General features: G+C 75.6%; 4 protein-coding genes. 3 read left to right on the top strand and 1 reads right to left on the bottom strand.

Annotation, left to right across the window (positions count from 1 at the left end; translation table 11 throughout):
- A partial coding sequence (locus ACWJ6R_RS34945; protein ID WP_449066305.1) for a hypothetical protein occupies positions 1–390 on the top strand: 390 nt, incomplete at its 5' end.
- Between the two features lie 64 nt (positions 391–454).
- Here the strand turns inward: ACWJ6R_RS34945 and ACWJ6R_RS34940 are convergent.
- A complete protein-coding gene (locus ACWJ6R_RS34940) occupies positions 455–1210 on the bottom strand; it encodes a hypothetical protein (protein WP_449066304.1) in 756 nt (251 codons plus the stop codon).
- A 77-nt stretch (positions 1211–1287) separates the two neighbouring features.
- Here ACWJ6R_RS34940 and ACWJ6R_RS34935 point away from each other — a divergent pair, with 77 nt between their 5' ends.
- Both ACWJ6R_RS34935 and ACWJ6R_RS34930 read left to right on the top strand, forming a co-directional pair.
- Positions 1288–1890 carry a hypothetical protein gene (locus tag ACWJ6R_RS34935; RefSeq protein ID WP_449066303.1) on the top strand — a complete coding sequence of 201 codons (603 nt, stop codon included), beginning with the start codon at positions 1288–1290 and terminating at the stop codon, positions 1888–1890.
- On the top strand, positions 1890–2159 hold the full coding sequence (locus tag ACWJ6R_RS34930) for a hypothetical protein (protein ID WP_449066302.1): 270 nt from the start codon (positions 1890–1892) through the stop codon (positions 2157–2159). The genes ACWJ6R_RS34935 and ACWJ6R_RS34930 overlap by 1 nt, the downstream gene beginning before the upstream one ends.
- Positions 2160–2258: the final 99 nt, after the last annotated feature.

The raw sequence follows: 2258 nt of genomic DNA, 5'->3' as shown, positions 1-2258 counted from the left end.
CCCCGCTCCCGCTCCCGCTCCCGCCCCTGTGGCGCGCGGCCGCCCCTGCCCGCGCCCGACCGGCTCACCATCAACCGCCGGGCGCTCGCCATCGCCCTCGACAACCTCACCACCGCCCGCGCCAACCGGCACCTGACCACCTACGACGTAGAGCGCGCGCTGCCCTCCGACACCCAGGTGGTCGCCGACTGGCTCGCCGAGGCGACCGACCGGGACGACTACGATGCCCGCCTGCAGGCGCTGGAGACCCGCCTGCGCCTGGGCGGAGTGGAGAAGACGACCGCGTACAACGACCAGACCAAAACGGTCTTCACCAGCGGCCAGGCGCTGCTGCAGGAGGCCCGCACGATCTACGAACTGCTCACCACCTACGGCCTCGACACCGTCTGAGCCCGGGACCGTGAGCTGGCAGGGGCCGGGCACCCGCATCGGGTGCCCGGCCCCTGCCGCGTCTTCAGGCCGCCTTCGGCCGCACCCGCACGCCGTACCGCTCCAGCGCCGCCCGAAGACGGCCCACACTGCACCCCAGCTCCACCGCCACGGCCCGGCCCGACCCGGACGCGCGCACCATCTCCACCAGCACCTCACCCGCCGGCAGACGCCGGATCCGCTCCCGCTCCAGCGCCTTGCGCACCCGGCCCGCGCTGCATCCCAGCTCCGCCGCCAGCGCCCGCACCGACCCGGCCCGGTCGTAGGCCAGCGCCAGCTCCTCCCCGCCCGGCAGCGGCGCCCGCCCGTACCCCAGCGCCCGCAGTTCCCGCCGTACGTGCCCCTCCGAGAAGCCCATCAGCGCCGCGATCACCGGAGTCGTCCACCCCTGCCCGGCGAGGTCCGCAGCCGCGACCCGGTCGAACCGGCGCGTCCCGGCCCGCTCCGCCCCGCCCGGCCGCAGCGGTTTCCCGGCCTCGGTCACGATGTTGCGGATCGACTGCGCCGCCACCCCGTACCGGCCCCGCAGGACCCGCATCGGCTCGCCCGCCACGTAGTCGGCGACGATCGCCGCCCGTACCCGGTCCGGGATGCGTTTGGCCCGCGACCCGCGCGGCCGCATCCGCACCTCGGCCGCCACCAGCGTTTCGTGGATCGTCGTATGCGACCAGCCGAGCCAGGCGCCGATCTGCCGCACCGTCAGCTCGTCCTCGACATACAGGCGCACGACGGCGTCGACCGGTACGGCCCGCCGCCCGCGCTCAGGGATGGTGGTGCTCACGGGCCGCACCATCCCGAACCCGCGCCTTAATGTCACCCCCGGGACGCAAACGCGGCCGGCCGCTACCGTGCCCGCCCATGGCCACCACGCGCATCCGCTTCGGCGTCTCCCGGCAGGTCGCCGCCGCCGTCGCCCGCCACGTCGACAAGGTCGCCGGCGACGTCGCCTCCGGAGCCCGCCAGACCGCGCCCCCGGCCAAGCAGTGGATCACCGACACCGGCGAGAACGTGCGGCCCGCCCACGCCGCCGCCCACGGGCAGCTCATCCCCGCCAACATCGGCTTCCGGCTCCCCCACATGGTCTACGTCCGCAAAGGCCGCGACGACGATGGCAAGGCGGTCAACACTGCGGGCGGGTGGAAGATCCTGCCCGGCCGCTGGCATGTCGCCGACCGGCCCCGCGACCCGCTCCTGCCCGTCCACCAGTCGCGCAACTGCCGGTGCCAGTCCGTCGCCGTGCCCGGCGCCGTCGCCGCCGCGTCCGCACCAGCCCCGCCAAACCGGCCGGCAAGACCGTCACCGCGACCGTGTCGGTGGCCTTCCCCCGCGTCGCCGAGTCCGAGCACGCCGAATCCGGAGGCGGGTGGCTCGCCGACGCGGCCCGCGCCGCCGCCGCCCGCCACCGGGCCGGACGACGTTAACGCGCCCGCGCGGCACCATGACCGGCGACCCACACCCTGATGGACGGAGAGATCCCGATGGCCGAGCAGTACGTCAAGCTCACCCTGGCCCACCCGCTGCGCACGGTCGACGCCGTCGAGCTGGGCCTGCCGGAGCGCGTCTACCGGCAGGGCGAGGAGATCACCCTGCTGCGGCGCGAGGCGATGCGCCTGGTCGGTGCCGGATTCGTCGCCGGGGCCGACCCCGCCGACCGCGACAGCGTCCAGAAGGCGCTCACCCCGATCAAGCCCGCCCCCGCCAAGACCACCACCGCCGGCAAGGGCGAGTAGCCACGGTGGGCCTCCTCGCCGACGCCGACCCGATCCCGGCCGCCCTGGCGCTGCTGTCGGCCAGTAGCCGCCTGGCCGCGGCGCTGGGCGGCCCGGTCC

It is taken from the genome of Planomonospora algeriensis (assembly GCF_977012225.1).
Note: the sequence above shows the minus strand (reverse complement) of the source record. Positions and strands in the feature narration are given on the sequence as shown.